Consider the following 12,860-nt stretch of genomic DNA (forward strand, 5'->3'; position numbering starts at 1 on the left):
TTTTTCCTTTACAAAAATTATTATTTTACTGGAGGTATATTTACAAATGCAACTAGATCGTGTTGATCGAAAAATTTTAAATGAATTATATAATGATAGTCGCCTTTCCATGCGCGAATTGGCGAAACGAGTAAACTTATCTGCTCCGTCTACTGCAGAACGTGTTCGTAAACTCGAAAGTGAAGGCGTTATTCAAAAATATACAATTGATATCGATTATAAAAAAGCAGGACTTGTTTTAGATTGTATTTTAGAAATCACTTTAAAAAACGGTGATACAACACGTATGCAACAGTTTATCCAATCTTATCCATCCGCAAGTTTTTGTTACCGCGTAACAGGAAGCTTATGCTACATTGTAAAAATTTCTATTCCTTCACTCGTTGAACTTGAAGATTTTATCAATGATGTTTCTTCATATGCAACGACAGTTTCTCATATCGTATTATCAGAAGTATCTCTTACTCCTGATATTGAACACATCTTTCCAGAAGATTAGTTTATTTTTATTCATAAAATATATAAAAACCCCTTACAATAAGAATAAAAATAATATATTATGTATTAAAATACATAAAGTTCGAGAAAGGGGCTTTGAATTGAAAATCTGGTTTTATGAAAAAACGGCACAATTAGATGATTTGCTTGGCATTTGGGATAATGTTCCGACTATCCCTCGAATTGGTGAAAAAGTGGAGATTTTAAAAACAGTCCGCACTGTTACAGATATTAAATATGTAAAGAACGGTAATAATTTTCGTGTAGAAATTATTACAAATTAAAAAGTAGCTCTTTAGGAGCTACTTTTTAATTATCTATCATGCACTTTCTTTATAACGATTTTATCGTCTTCTACAGCTACTGTTACATAATCATTTTCTTCTAACCGGAGCTTATTTACAGCCTCATCTGGTAACTCTACAGCCATCAATCTATCCGTTACGATCACTTGACTATACACTTCATTTTCTGGTGATGCACTCACTACTTTTTCCTCATTTATGAAGCGCACTGGTGGCACACTCACTTCTTTTACTGTACTCCATTGTTTCCAAACGTAAGGAATTAACCAAAGTAATCCAACAACTGTAAGACCGATACCGATCCATAAATTACTTTGCAGTTGTAATTCAGGAATTGAGATTGCGCTACTCTCTTCTCCACCGACAAATTGCATACTTGTTGCAATCAAATTATTTAGAGCGTGTACAGCGATATTCGTCCATATATTTTTCGTCTTTATGTATAAGAGACACATCACAACACCAAACATGAACGCACCAATAACATCAAAATGTCCTAGACCAAAAATAATTGAAGATATAATTACAGCTTTTTTAATCCCCCATTTATAAGCCATTCGCTGTAAAAAGAATCCCCTAAAAATAACCTCTTCCATAATAGGTGCTAATACACATGCTGAAATGAAAGTAAATATCGTCATATATATGTTACTCGTATTAATAACAGTTCCATCTTCTAACATAGTAACTAAGAAATTCGGTAACGTATGTGCTAATATGTAAAATTGAATATGAGATATACCAACTGAAAAAATCATTCCCATTATCGTCGCTAATACAATTAACCCCCACGGTAAACGTCCTGGCTTATCAAAAAAACTGTTAAATACAACATTATTTTTATTTGTTTTTACGTATAACCAAAATAACGGAAATACAAAAAATATAGTTATTTGTGAAATAACTTCCATCGTACTCTCAGAAACATTCGATAGACCTAATGGGATCATCGTAAGGAACAACCCTATAATCATCCATCCAAAAAAGCTACGGAGTCTTATACGTGAAAATGCATAGTGCATATAGAACCCCCCCAAAGATAATATAAATAAATGGTCAGATAACTAAATTATAATTCGAATATAGTTGAAATTCTTCCTATTTTTCTCAAATACTTTTAAACAACATATCTTTTAAAATACCATATCACTGTTCTTTAAGTTGCAATCTACAAGAAAGTTATGTAAGAAAAATCCCCGTTTCTACAAGCGGGGATTTCTTTTATTATAATACGTCACGTTTTTGGAATAATGCACTTGATGCTACAAGTAATACAATAAAGTATGCAGCTACAAGTAATAATGAAGTTGTAAATGTAAACTCTGTAAATGTTGGTTCCATCCCGCCGCTCACTAATTTATTGCTATCGTAAACACTTAAATTTAAATGGAAAAACACTACAAATTTCGCTACACCTTTTGCAAACATCATCAGTACCATATTAATTGGTCCTTGTAAAAAGAAGAAAAACATCGTAATAATTAATGGTAATACAGATTTTCTAAATACATTTGCTAAGAAAAATGCAAGCGTCGCAAAGAAGAACGGCGAAAGTACTTGATATAAAGTAGATTTCATTACAATTCCTACCGTTAATTCTGTTTTACTACCATCCATTACAATTCCGCCAACAATCATTGCAATTAACGTGCTAGCAAATATGATAAATACTATAGTAAGTAACACTGTAATATATTTAGAGAATAAAACTGTCACTCGTTTTCTTGGACGGATTAATAACTGCTTAATTGTACCTTTTTGGAACTCATCAGTAATCATACGAGAAGCAATCGTAATCCCAAAAATTGTTGCAAACAAAGTAATTAAACCAATCTCTGAACTTGCAAAATCTAAATATGATCCTTTAAATTCAGTTCCGTCCCCCCATTTCAGCATTGCTAAAACTCCCAAAATCTCCAATACTGCAATAACACCAATTAAAATATACATACCTTTTTTCGCATGCAACTTTAAAAATTCATTTTGAATTAATTTAAACATTACGCTTTCACTCCCCCTGTAATCGCTAAGAACTCATCCTCTAACGTTTTATTTTGAACGGTAACCCCGTATACAAGCACATCGTCACTCACAAGTTTCTTTACAAGTTGTGGAATTTCTTCTTTCGTTACAGATACTACAATGACATTTCCTTGCGCCTTACCTTCAATGATTTCATTTGCTTTCTGTACTTGATCTACTTCAAACGCTACAACTACTGTCTCATCATGTTTTGCTTGTTCATGTAAGTTGTACTCTTGTACAAACTCACCTTGTTTAATAATAACAACACGATCACACATGAGTTCAATTTCACTTAATAAGTGACTTGATACGATTACAGCAATATTCTCCTCTTTCGCTAAACGTTGTAAATAATCACGAATTTGGCGAATACCAGCTGGATCTAATCCATTTGTCGGCTCATCTAGAATTAAGATTTTTGGCTGATGCAGTAATGCCTGTGCAATTCCTAAACGTTGTTTCATGCCAAGTGAATATGTTTTCACTTTTTTATGAATCGCATGCTCCAATTCAACAAGCTTTACAATTTCAGCAATGCGCTCTTTACTAATCGGTGTAATTGCCATGTTCGCAAAATGCTTTAAGTTTTGCATTCCTGTCATATAATCATATAGTTCAGGATTTTCTACAATCGCTCCAATTTGCTCTAGCGCTTTTTCACGCTCCGTGCGAATACTATGACCACAAATTGTAATATCGCCCTCTGTCATTGATATAAGACCTGTCATCATACGAATTGTCGTCGTTTTACCACTACCGTTCGGTCCAAGGAACCCGTACACTTCCCCTTCGCGAACTTCAAATGATAAACCGCGAATAATTTCCGTTCCACCAATCCTTTTTCGAACATTTTCTAACTTTACTACTACGTTTCCCAATGCCAATTCCTCCTTTAAACTTCTAGTTTTTTATCGATTATGCGACCTGTTATATAAACAAGTAAAACAAATATACCTATTGAAAAAGTAATACTATATAAATTCATAAGACTTTCTGGATATAGTATGAGATTTATATCCACTGATTCATCTATATAAACTGATTTTTTAATAAAAGTAGGTGTAGGCGCAAGTCGGCCCAGCATTTCATATATCAGATTGATTACTTTCGTTACTAGTAAAAATAGGAAGAAAATAATTACATACTCCATTTTTTTCTTTTTCAAAGAAAATACTTTCACACCGGCTACTGTAAAAAGTAAAACTAACAATATACTTGATAAATTAAATACATATAACATACTACTAAATAATTGCTTTACTATATCTATCTCAATTGTACTTTCCGTAAATAACAATCCATAGAGTTCTGTACCTTTTATTACTTTCATCGAAATACTATAGACAAACATAGCACCTATTACTTCAAAACACATGAAGCTAATTGCCGCATACGACAATATTGCTAAAACAATTTTTTTACCAGATATCGGTGTTAATCGAAATAATGTACTTTCGGTCATTTTCCCGTACGCAGATATCGCCTGCAGAAATACTAATACTGCAAAAATCATATAAACTAAGAATACTAAAGCAATAATAATCATTTGCCTTACTTCTCCTGATTCTTGTTTAATATAATTCCCCATACTTACAAAAGCGACAGCTACAATAAATATGAATGACAATAACGAAATAAAAATTTGTTTTTTATTCGCATTGTACATATATGTTAAACTGGCCTTCATCTACTAAACACCTCCTTAAACAAATCCGTAACAGCTTTTCCTCGCTGGAAGCGTAACTCCTCTACATTTTCATGAAGTACACTTTCACCATCTTTTAAAATGATTACTTCGTCAAAAATGTTTTCCACTTCTCCAATTAAATGTGTTGCAATTAAAATGGTACAATCTTCGCGATAAAACTGTAAAATAAGTTCCAGTACGTGTTCCCTAGAAACGAGATCAATCCCGCCAAGCGGTTCATCTAATACGTATAACTTCGCTTTCCGAGAAAACGTTAAAATAATTTGTAGCTTTTCAACCATGCCTTTTGATAAAGCTATAATCCTTTCTTCTAACGGTATTTTTAATTCCGCAATCGTATCTACCGCTTTTTGAATATCAAAGTCTTTATAGAAGTTTCTATAGAAAAATAAAGAATCTTTAACCGTCATCCAATCATCAAATACTGGTTTATCCGACATAAAAGAAACAATTTCTTTCGTTTCTAATCCTACCTTTTTACCAGCGATTGTAATGCTACCTTCAGAAGGGTGTTGCAGACCGGCAATCATTTTCAATAACGTCGTTTTCCCGCTCCCATTATCTCCAACAAGCCCTATAATTTTCCCTTCCGTAATCTCTATGTTCAATTCACGGATCACTGCTTTTAACCCGTATCTCTTCCATAAGTTTTCTATTTTTAATAGTTCTGTCATTCGCTCTCCTCCCTCTTCTCATGTAATGAAGAACGAAGGATTGTAAGAATTTCTTCTTCTGAAAAACCTAAATTGTCCATTCCATCTATAAAAGAATGAAGTAATTCTTTCGCCATCTCTTTTCGCAGCTCCATAATTTTCTCCCCTTCATTCGTTACATATCGTCCCATTCCTCTACGCGTTACAACAACTCCATCCCGTTCTAGCTCTTGAAATGTACGCTGAATCGTATTCGGATTCACTTGTAATTCACTCGCTAATTCACGTACGGAGGGAATTTTATCACCAGGCAATAAATGTCCTGTTACGATCTCCTTTTTTATGTATTCCATTACCTGAATGTAAATTGGTGTATTTGGAGAAAACTCTATTTTCATTTCTTCCCTCCTTTTGTATCGGTGTACTAGTTAAATAATACACTGATACAAAACGTTTGTAAATACCCATTTAATTACAAAAATGTTCTATCCATTAGCTGAATAGAACTTTTTAAACAGAACTTGTTATATGAAAATAATAGTGTTATGTAAACAAAATCATAAAGAAAAGCTGTCTTATTCATTGATAAGACAGCTTTTCTTTATAATCCTATATTAAAAATTAAACATAAAGTCATCGTCAGATAACTTTTCAACGTTCGTTGCTTTTACGTAACCATTTCCTTTTACAGAGAAGAAATCATGGTTTTTCGTATCTGTACGTAAACCATTTAAAACGATTGGGTTAATTTCTTCTTCTTCAAACTTCGGCTCAAGCCCTAAGTTCATAAGTCCCTTATTCGCATTGTAACGAACAAAACGATTTACATCTTCTACAAGACCGATAGAAGTATAAATTTCTTCTGTGTATGCCATTTCAATTTCATATAGTTCCATTAATAACTCTTGCGTTTCTTTTTGCACTTCTTGTTGATCTTCTGCAGAAAGTTCTGCGAAGATTTGTTGTGCTAAAATACCAACGAATACGCCGTGAATTGACTCATCACGAATTATTAAGTTAATAATTTCACCACTTGCCGTCAATTTACCTTGACCTGCTAAGTAAAGCGGATAGAAGAATCCACTATAGAATAAATAACTTTCTAAGAATACACTTGCTACCATCGCCATGTATAACTCTTTTTTCGTTACTTCAGGCTTTAATAAACGACGATAATAACTAGTAACAATACCAGCCTTTTTCTCAAGTAATGGATGTTTATCTACCCATTCAAAAATATCATCGATTTCTTCTTCAGTAGCTAACGTTGTGAAAATATGACTGTAACTCTTCGCATGTACTTCTTCCATAGCTCCCATGAAAGCTAATACACTTTTTGCTTGTAAGTTTTCAAGATGAACAAGTACAAGTGGCATCCCTTCGCCGCCTTGTTTCGTATCTAAAAGTGTTAAGCCGCCTAATACACGCTTATAAGCAACCTGCTCTTCTTTTGATAATTGCGCCCAAGTATTTTTGTCAGAAGACACTGCGATTTCTTCTTCTGTCCAAAACTGAGCGATGTTTTGCTTCCAAAACATTAAACTAAAATCATCTTCTTTTTTGTTCCAGTTTACCGCACGCATTCAATCGCCCCTTCTCTAAATAAACATGAATAATTGATAACTAAGCATGAGCAGGGTTCAGAAAACCCTGCTCATCATGTCTCACTTCTTATATTAAACGGTACAAGCCACACACTCTTCCACGCTTAATTTACGTGTTCTCGTATAATACAGACTCTTTAAACCTTTTTTATGTGCATAGATGTAGTAACGTGCTAATTCACGTGTTGAAATATCACTATTAACGTAAAGAATTGTACTAATTCCTTGGTCAATATGTTCTTGAATTTCTGCGATTAAATCAATTAATTTAAACTGATTCATATCGTAAGAAGATTTATAGTACCAGAACGTATCTTTTGATAAATATGGCATTGGATAATATGTTGTCGCATTCGCATATGTTCTTGATTCGATTTGACTTACGATCGGCATTACGCTTGAAGTTGCATTTTGAACGTAACTGATAGATTGTGTTGGAGCAATAGCAAGACGGTAGGAATTATATAATCCATTCTTCTTCACTTGCTCTTTTAAACTTGTCCAATCTTCTTTTGTTGGAATATGAATTCCTTCAAATAATTGCTGAACTTTTTCAGTTACTGGGCTGTAATCTGTCGTTTCATACTTTTCAAAGTATGTGCCATTCGCATAATCAGACTTATCGAAGTCTTTAAATGTTTCGCCTTTTTCTTTAGCGATTTCCATACTTTTCTCAATAGAGTAGTAATTTAACATCATAAAGAATGTACGAGCGAACTCTTTCGCTTCTGCACTTTCATATGCGATTTTGTTTTTTGATAAATATCCGTGTAAGTTCATTGCGCCAAGTCCAACTGAATGAAGCTCATCATTTGCTTTTTTCACAGTTGGTGCATTCGGAATGATCGTCATATCAGAAACAGCTGTTAAAGCTTCCATTCCCGCATGAACGGCTTCACGAATTTCTTTATTTTCCATTACGTTTACGATATTTAACGATCCTAAGTTACAGTTAATATCACGACGAATAATGTCATCTGTACCGTAATCATTAATTTCAGAAGTTTCTTGAAGCTGGAAGATTTCTGTCTCGAATGTTCAACCGAGTCCGCTACTCCTCAGTCCGTTGCTCATGCAACTGCTGTATGTCACCATACAGGACAGACTATATCATCACCTACAGCATTACCTGATTAGGTGCTCCGCTTTTCGAACGCCAATCGCTTGCGCTCTACTCCCATAAGGGATAGTCGTTAGGCTTTTACTTATCTTAATCTTTCAGAAAGTCTCTTATTACTTTATGTTGTCCCATAACTCTGCTATACAAAATAATAAGATACATTCTGAACTTTTATATTTTCATTCTAAGATAAGATTTAGCACGGTAGGTTACCTCAAATTTGAGGCTTTCCCCGTTTAACGGAGTTTTCGACTAGCATTTCTACTAGAAGGTGCTACATATTTAACACAAGTTCGACATCTTCACAGTTCCAATATCCTTCAGTGGATGTTGGTTATTTGCATTTGATTTAAACATTAAGTATGGGTAACCAGACTCAAGCTGAATCATAGCTATTTTAATAAGCATATCACGCGCACTAATATCTAGCGGCTTCTTCTTCACTTTCGGATTGCTCATTAATTCATCGTACATTTCATCGATATCAATATCATCTAAATGCTTTCCGTATTCTTTATACACCGTATAAGGCGCGAAAACATGGAAAGGTTCGTTTTTCTCAGCAAGCTCAAAGAACTTACTTGGAACGATAATTCCGATTGATAGAGACTGAATACGGCTCTTCTCATCGGCATTTATTTTTTTTGTATCAAGGAATTCAATAATATCCCAATGGAATATGTTTAAGTATACTGCGCCGGCACCTTTTCGTTGGCCAAGCTGATTCGCATATGAAAATGAATCTTCAAGTAATTTCATAACAGGTACTACACCACTTGCAGCGTTATCGATACCTTTAATTTGCTCACCGCGTGCGCGTAGCTTAGATAAGTTTAAGGCTACTCCACCACCGATTTTTGATAATTGCATTGCAGTATTAATGTTAAAACCGATTGAATTTAAGCTATCGTCCATCTCTAACAAGAAACAAGACACCATTTCTCCTCTTCTGCTTCTTCCCGCATTTAAAAAGGTTGGTGTCGCTGGTTGGTAGTTTTGTTTTACAATCATGCTTGCGAATTGTTTTGCCTTCGCAACATCACCGCGTCCTAAGTATAATGACACAATTGCTACACGATCTTCATAGCTTTCTAAGTATTGTTTTTGATCATTTGTTTTTAACGCATAATCTTTGTAGAACTTAGATGCTGCCATGTATGATTGGAACTCGAAGTTTTCACCATAAGCGATGTTATATACTTCTTCTACTTCCTCCAAGCTATACTCGTCCAGAACGTTGTAATAGTAGTCATGTTCTTTCATATACTCCATTCGCTCTGCCACGCTATTAAAATGAACGGTATTTTCTCTAGCTTCTTCCATAAAGACTTCTAATGCCTCTTTATCTTTATGAAGCTGATAAAAACCGTCCTGCATTTGCGTGATTTCATTATTCAGTTCAATGTGTCGCAATCTCCCGCACCCTTTCCTTAAAATATTCTACATCATTATTTGTTCCTGATAACTCAAATTTTGATACAATAGGCACTTCATATTTAGCAGAAATTTTGTCAGCACTTGCACCGAACATGTCTCCCCAGTTACGATTGCCGCTTGCAGATACGCCTTTTAATTTTTCATTATTGCGCTCTAAAAATTCTAAAACACGTTCTGGTACATTGCCAAAACCTGTTGTATACGTAATTAAAACAAAGTCTTCATCTATTACTAGATCTTCACCAATTTGAACGGCCGGCATATTTAATTTGTGAATGAAACGCTTCACGTTTCCTGTCATAGAATCATATGCAACTATCATTTCCGACCCTCCCTCTCCAATCTATACTCTCTGTATGTTGTTTCTTGTTTTCTCTATATATTGTATTACGTTTCAAAATAAGACACAAGATATATGTATAAATTCTTTCTTTTTTTAAATTTTACTTTTCGACAAGACAGTCGATTTTTTTCAATACAATGACTATGAAACAACATTCTAAAACTCATGTCAATAAAGTGCTTTTCAAAAAAGTTGTCAACGAATTTAACCTTATTTTTAAAAAAGTTACCAATATATTTTGTCATAAAACGGCAAATGCTGGAGGAATATATTTCTCCAGCATCACGCAAAAAAGAACAGACATGAAACGATAATCTGTTCTAAAAAACGATTACATTTATCAATTTTACTTTATTAAATATTATACATATACTTTCGGTTCACGTTACATACTAAAAGATAACTATTATAAAAAAAGATTATTATTATGGAAATTCAATTTTATTTATGAAAAGATTATTCAGAGTGCTCAATACGCAGAATATCTTTTACAAATATATGATGTGGATTTTCATCTTTATCAATCATTGTACATACAGGAGCTTCTTCATCAAAGTAAACAATCATTCCTTCTACGTACTGATATGTATGTTGAACTTGTACAGTTACTTTAATTTCTATAGCCTCTTCATATGCTCTTTTTATTTTCTGAAGCATTTTTGCCGAACACTTTCTTTTCTCTGGATACATAACCATCCCCATAAACCTATTGCCGGCTCTATCTTTCCACATATAATCCCAATGCGGTAATATGCCTTGTTTAAAATCGCCCATAATTCTCCTCCCCTATATCCTTCTAATTACGAACGTGGCGTTTCTGAATATGTATAAATTACTTGTCCGCCGCGCTGTGCGTTACCAATGAAATGTTTAAAGTCTTCCCTACTTACTACAACTTCTCTGAACGTATAAAATACATCTTTCGTAACAACATACTCCTTTATTTCACCATTTTTCAGCTGATCCAAAATTGTATTTGCTAATTCTTTATCCATGTATTTCACCTCTATGCAATATTTTATTTTATCTTATATTCTATAGGTCAACAACTGTAAAATTATCCAGATGCTATACCTTCATTTCATTTTCATTATTTTTCAAAAGATATCTCTTTATTATATGTCCACTAAATATCATATACTAACATAGCTACTTCTCTATATCAAACATTTCGACATTCAATTATGCAAAGTTCCATACCACTATGCTACAATATATAAATAGAACTAGGAGGGATACTATGATTCGGAAAGCAAAAAAGACAGATGCAACGGCAATAGCTCCTTTATTGTATAATGCTCTGCACGAAATTGCTGAAAAAATCACAGGTAGCACAGTTGAGACCGAAGTATTACTAGGACTTGAAACATGGTTCTCAAAAGAGGGCAATCGACTGAGCTATGAAAACTGTTTTGTATATGAGCAAGACGGGGTTGCAATTGGAGTTATTGTCGCTTATCACGGTAGTGAGGCAACAAGGCTTGATGAACCAATTGTACATCACTTAAGAGAATTACATAAAGATGAATCGATTACGTTAGAAAAAGAAGCTGAACTTGATGAATATTACATTGATACATTATCAGTTTCAAGTGCACATGGCGGAAAAGGAATTGGTTCTAAATTAATCGAAGCTGCTGAAATTCATGCAACTGAAAAGGAGCATGAAAAAATCGCATTACTTGTTAATTTAGAAAACAAACGTGCCTATTCACTATACGAAAAACTAGGTTATAAAAAAGATCAAATCGTTATGCTTGTAGGCGAACCTTATGCACATCTTGTAAAATCATTGAACATCAAAATTTCTATATCTAAAAAAAAAGCACACGGTTTATATAAATCGTGTGCTTTTATGTTAAATTCGTATTTAATATATTTCCATTCATCGCCTCATGAAACGTATATGTTGTACATCCCCATGGCTCTCTGTGCAAAATAGGCGTACCAGACCATCCCATTGCTCTCAGTTCCGCACCAATCATTACATTCACATAATTATGACCTACAAGAGCAATACTTCCATGTACGAGAGCGTAACGATGTAATAAGTATGCCGCTTGCTTTGCCCTCTCCCTTACTTCCTTATAAGACTCAACATCTTTATGGTAACCAAGTATCCATACTGCTCGTCCGATAAACATCCATACGTTAGGTTTACACTTCAACCATTTTGGAGCATAAAAACTCGTCGGAACCTCTGCTTCCCTAAAAAGAGCATTTTGCATAAAAGATAAAGAATCCACTAATTCAGCTGCTGACTGTACAGCACACCTTTGATCACTCGTTAAAATCAATTTTGCTGCTTCAACCGCTTCCCTTGTTTCCAATGGTATAGGTGCTTTCTCTGTTATAGTATGTAAGTCATATCCTTTCATCCATTCATGAAAGAATGTAACCGTCATTGGTTCTATAGTACGATTTAAGCGACCATGACGAATAAAAGAAATCTTCATTCTTTCCACTCTCCATTCATCACTTACGAACTCTATTATGTACTATTTTTACATATCATACCACGCAAAAAAAGAAAGTTATACACCTTTACATATCCCCGCCACTCTCATGTGTGACCCCAGCATGTATACCATCCATCCCATCAAAATATGTAGTCGTTTCATGATGACGAATCTTTTTTAAATGTATATAAGAAAATAAAAACAAAGTTAAAGCTATAGCACTCCCCACAAATTCAAACATCATTTTACCGCCTCTAATTTCTCCGACTTTAGTAGGTTATCTTATTTCTTTATTATACCCCTATATAAAGATACATGCATTTCTACCATTTTTTCTCCTAATAACATGGGTTTTTCGTATATTTTCTTACAAAAAGTGAATATTTTTCGAATTTTTACTTTGGAAACATTTACAAAGTAGGAAATATGGTTCAAAATAGGAGGAAATAAAAAAACCCAAATTTATTCTTTTTTTGGGAAAACTGTAACAAGGAGAGTTGCTTATGCAGATCGCAGAAACTGGAGATATCATTGAATTTAAAGGTGGAATGCAAGGCCGTGTTCAAAAAGTAAATCAAAACTCCGTTATTGTAGATATAACAATTATGGAAAATTTTAGAGAACTAGATATGGAACCTCTTACAGTTGTAAGTCATAAAAACTATACTGTCATTAATCAAAATGCATAATATAATAGAAAGAAAGGAT

At 33.8% G+C, this 12,860-nt stretch carries 16 protein-coding genes and 2 pseudogenes; 4 read left to right on the top strand and 14 right to left on the bottom strand.

Annotation, left to right across the window (positions count from 1 at the left end; genetic code table 11):
* Positions 1 to 46 precede the first annotated feature (46 nt).
* Together DN390_RS26120 and DN390_RS26125 are read left to right on the top strand one after the other, a co-directional pair.
* Complete coding sequence (locus tag DN390_RS26120; protein ID WP_147808855.1) at positions 47 to 499, top strand: Lrp/AsnC family transcriptional regulator; 453 nt, start codon at positions 47 to 49, stop codon at positions 497 to 499.
* Positions 500 to 599: 100 nt separating this feature from the next.
* Positions 600 to 782 carry a DUF3913 family protein gene (locus tag DN390_RS26125; RefSeq protein WP_000707107.1) on the top strand — a complete coding sequence of 61 codons (183 nt, stop codon included), beginning with the start codon at positions 600 to 602 and terminating at the stop codon, positions 780 to 782.
* A 29-nt stretch (positions 783 to 811) separates the two neighbouring features.
* Here DN390_RS26125 and DN390_RS26130 read toward each other — a convergent pair whose 3' ends face one another.
* The 12 genes and pseudogenes from DN390_RS26130 to DN390_RS26190 form a co-directional block, all read right to left on the bottom strand.
* Positions 812 to 1,825, bottom strand: coding sequence for a CPBP family intramembrane glutamic endopeptidase (locus DN390_RS26130; protein WP_147808856.1), 1,014 nt, complete (start codon positions 1,823 to 1,825; stop codon positions 812 to 814).
* Positions 1,826 to 2,027: 202 nt separating this feature from the next.
* Entirely contained in the window at positions 2,028 to 2,804 is a 777-nt protein-coding gene (locus tag DN390_RS26135) for an ABC transporter permease (RefSeq protein ID WP_048544982.1), read from the bottom strand.
* Positions 2,804 to 3,706 (bottom strand): ABC transporter ATP-binding protein, encoded by a 903-nt coding sequence (locus tag DN390_RS26140; protein WP_048526823.1) that lies wholly within the window; start codon positions 3,704 to 3,706, stop codon positions 2,804 to 2,806. The genes DN390_RS26135 and DN390_RS26140 overlap by 1 nt, the downstream gene beginning before the upstream one ends.
* Before the next feature lie 14 nt (positions 3,707 to 3,720).
* The gene (locus DN390_RS26145; protein WP_048526822.1) at positions 3,721 to 4,515 is read right to left on the bottom strand and encodes a hypothetical protein; all 795 of its coding nucleotides are present in this window, start codon (positions 4,513 to 4,515) and stop codon (positions 3,721 to 3,723) included.
* Positions 4,512 to 5,210, bottom strand: a complete 699-nt coding sequence (locus DN390_RS26150) for an ABC transporter ATP-binding protein (RefSeq protein WP_147808857.1) — start codon at positions 5,208 to 5,210, stop codon at positions 4,512 to 4,514. Before DN390_RS26150 ends, DN390_RS26145 begins: the two co-directional genes overlap by 4 nt.
* Positions 5,207 to 5,587 (bottom strand): GntR family transcriptional regulator, encoded by a 381-nt coding sequence (locus DN390_RS26155; protein ID WP_000687513.1) that lies wholly within the window; start codon positions 5,585 to 5,587, stop codon positions 5,207 to 5,209. Before DN390_RS26155 ends, DN390_RS26150 begins: the two co-directional genes overlap by 4 nt.
* Before the next feature lie 216 nt (positions 5,588 to 5,803).
* Positions 5,804 to 6,772: a class 1b ribonucleoside-diphosphate reductase subunit beta gene (gene nrdF, locus DN390_RS26160; protein WP_060630071.1), complete on the bottom strand. Its 969-nt coding sequence runs from the start codon at positions 6,770 to 6,772 to the stop codon at positions 5,804 to 5,806.
* A gap of 93 nt (positions 6,773 to 6,865) precedes the next feature.
* Positions 6,866 to 7,816 carry a ribonucleotide reductase large subunit gene (locus DN390_RS26165; RefSeq protein ID WP_306295567.1) on the bottom strand — a complete coding sequence of 317 codons (951 nt, stop codon included), beginning with the start codon at positions 7,814 to 7,816 and terminating at the stop codon, positions 6,866 to 6,868.
* Positions 7,817 to 8,198: 382 nt separating this feature from the next.
* A pseudogene (locus DN390_RS26170) lies at positions 8,199 to 9,326 on the bottom strand (ribonucleotide reductase N-terminal alpha domain-containing protein); the annotation flags it as partial.
* Positions 9,313 to 9,672, bottom strand: coding sequence for a class Ib ribonucleoside-diphosphate reductase assembly flavoprotein NrdI (nrdI, locus tag DN390_RS26175; protein ID WP_000634376.1), 360 nt, complete (start codon positions 9,670 to 9,672; stop codon positions 9,313 to 9,315). The gene nrdI and the pseudogene DN390_RS26170, both read right to left, overlap by 14 nt.
* Positions 9,673 to 10,149: 477 nt before the next feature.
* Positions 10,150 to 10,467 (bottom strand): hypothetical protein, encoded by a 318-nt coding sequence (locus DN390_RS26185; protein WP_000502198.1) that lies wholly within the window; start codon positions 10,465 to 10,467, stop codon positions 10,150 to 10,152.
* A 26-nt stretch (positions 10,468 to 10,493) separates the two neighbouring features.
* Positions 10,494 to 10,688 (bottom strand): hypothetical protein, encoded by a 195-nt coding sequence (locus tag DN390_RS26190; protein WP_060630070.1) that lies wholly within the window; start codon positions 10,686 to 10,688, stop codon positions 10,494 to 10,496.
* 245 nt (positions 10,689 to 10,933) lie between these two features.
* Between DN390_RS26190 and DN390_RS26195 the strand changes: the two are divergent.
* Positions 10,934 to 11,509, top strand: a pseudogene (locus tag DN390_RS26195) (GNAT family N-acetyltransferase); the annotation flags it as partial.
* 37 nt (positions 11,510 to 11,546) lie between these two features.
* On the opposite strand, the gene DN390_RS26200 reads toward DN390_RS26195, so the two are convergent.
* Together DN390_RS26200 and DN390_RS30860 are read right to left on the bottom strand one after the other, a co-directional pair.
* Entirely contained in the window at positions 11,547 to 12,149 is a 603-nt protein-coding gene (locus tag DN390_RS26200; protein ID WP_060630068.1) for a hypothetical protein, read from the bottom strand.
* Positions 12,150 to 12,237: 88 nt separating this feature from the next.
* Positions 12,238 to 12,393 carry a hypothetical protein gene (locus tag DN390_RS30860; RefSeq protein ID WP_179955783.1) on the bottom strand — a complete coding sequence of 52 codons (156 nt, stop codon included), beginning with the start codon at positions 12,391 to 12,393 and terminating at the stop codon, positions 12,238 to 12,240.
* 262 nt (positions 12,394 to 12,655) lie between these two features.
* On the opposite strand from DN390_RS30860, the gene DN390_RS26205 reads away from it, so the two are divergent.
* Positions 12,656 to 12,841, top strand: coding sequence for a YkvS family protein (locus DN390_RS26205; RefSeq protein WP_001165081.1), 186 nt, complete (start codon positions 12,656 to 12,658; stop codon positions 12,839 to 12,841).
* Positions 12,842 to 12,860: the final 19 nt, after the last annotated feature.

The sequence above is a fragment of the Bacillus sp. SH7-1 genome (assembly GCF_008042405.1).
In the GTDB taxonomy this organism is placed as follows: Bacteria; Bacillota; Bacilli; order Bacillales; family Bacillaceae_G; genus Bacillus_A; species Bacillus_A thuringiensis_N.

Coding starts and splice junctions, on each gene's coding strand:
- DN390_RS26130 (WP_147808856.1), bottom strand. CDS start 1,825: ATGCACTATGCATTTTCACGTATAAGACTCCGTAGCTTTTTTGGATGG.
- DN390_RS26185 (WP_000502198.1), bottom strand. CDS start 10,467: ATGGGCGATTTTAAACAAGGCATATTACCGCATTGGGATTATATGTGG.
- DN390_RS26135 (WP_048544982.1), bottom strand. CDS start 2,804: ATGTTTAAATTAATTCAAAATGAATTTTTAAAGTTGCATGCGAAAAAA.
- DN390_RS26190 (WP_060630070.1), bottom strand. CDS start 10,688: ATGGATAAAGAATTAGCAAATACAATTTTGGATCAGCTGAAAAATGGT.
- DN390_RS26145 (WP_048526822.1), bottom strand. CDS start 4,515: ATGAAGGCCAGTTTAACATATATGTACAATGCGAATAAAAAACAAATT.
- DN390_RS26120 (WP_147808855.1), top strand. CDS start 47: ATGCAACTAGATCGTGTTGATCGAAAAATTTTAAATGAATTATATAAT.
- nrdF (WP_060630071.1), bottom strand. CDS start 6,772: ATGCGTGCGGTAAACTGGAACAAAAAAGAAGATGATTTTAGTTTAATG.
- nrdI (WP_000634376.1), bottom strand. CDS start 9,672: ATGATAGTTGCATATGATTCTATGACAGGAAACGTGAAGCGTTTCATT.
- DN390_RS26155 (WP_000687513.1), bottom strand. CDS start 5,587: ATGAAAATAGAGTTTTCTCCAAATACACCAATTTACATTCAGGTAATG.
- DN390_RS26150 (WP_147808857.1), bottom strand. CDS start 5,210: ATGACAGAACTATTAAAAATAGAAAACTTATGGAAGAGATACGGGTTA.
- DN390_RS26200 (WP_060630068.1), bottom strand. CDS start 12,149: ATGAAGATTTCTTTTATTCGTCATGGTCGCTTAAATCGTACTATAGAA.
- DN390_RS26205 (WP_001165081.1), top strand. CDS start 12,656: ATGCAGATCGCAGAAACTGGAGATATCATTGAATTTAAAGGTGGAATG.
- DN390_RS30860 (WP_179955783.1), bottom strand. CDS start 12,393: ATGTTTGAATTTGTGGGGAGTGCTATAGCTTTAACTTTGTTTTTATTT.